The following is a 363-nucleotide window of genomic DNA, read 5'->3' as shown; positions in this document are numbered from 1 at the left end:
TGTGTATCCGCCCATTCTGAGTAATGGCATGTTCAATTTTATTGTCATGCAAACGCTGTTTTATTTGCCGTTCTTTATCCTCGGCGCACTGGCTTTCATTTTCCCTCATCTTAAAGCCTTGTTTACCACGCCGTCTCGTGGCTGTACCCTTGCAGTAGCATTGGCGTTTGTCGCTTATTTACTCAACCAGCGCTATGGCAGTGGCGATGCCTGGATGTACGAAACCAAGCCAGTTGGAGGTGATGTGCGGTGTAATGTATGCGCCGAAAAACAGCGTTAACGGGTGGTGAACCAGATAGATAAACAGCGATGCGTTAACAAAATAAGTCACCCGCGCTGACTGGAAGTTAAGCAAACGGTGGC

At 47.9% G+C, this 363-nt stretch carries 1 protein-coding gene; it reads left to right on the top strand.

Annotation, left to right across the window (positions count from 1 at the left end; genetic code table 11):
* Positions 1-280, top strand: a 280-nt coding sequence (locus AC0L3S_RS39210) for a hypothetical protein (protein WP_473285314.1), incomplete at its 5' end; no start/stop codon positions are given.
* Positions 281-363: the final 83 nt, after the last annotated feature.

This window comes from Bradyrhizobium sp. Ken01 (genome assembly GCF_055807355.1).
The sequence above is the reverse complement of the archived record's forward strand: the minus strand, read 5'-3'. Positions and strand labels throughout refer to the sequence as shown.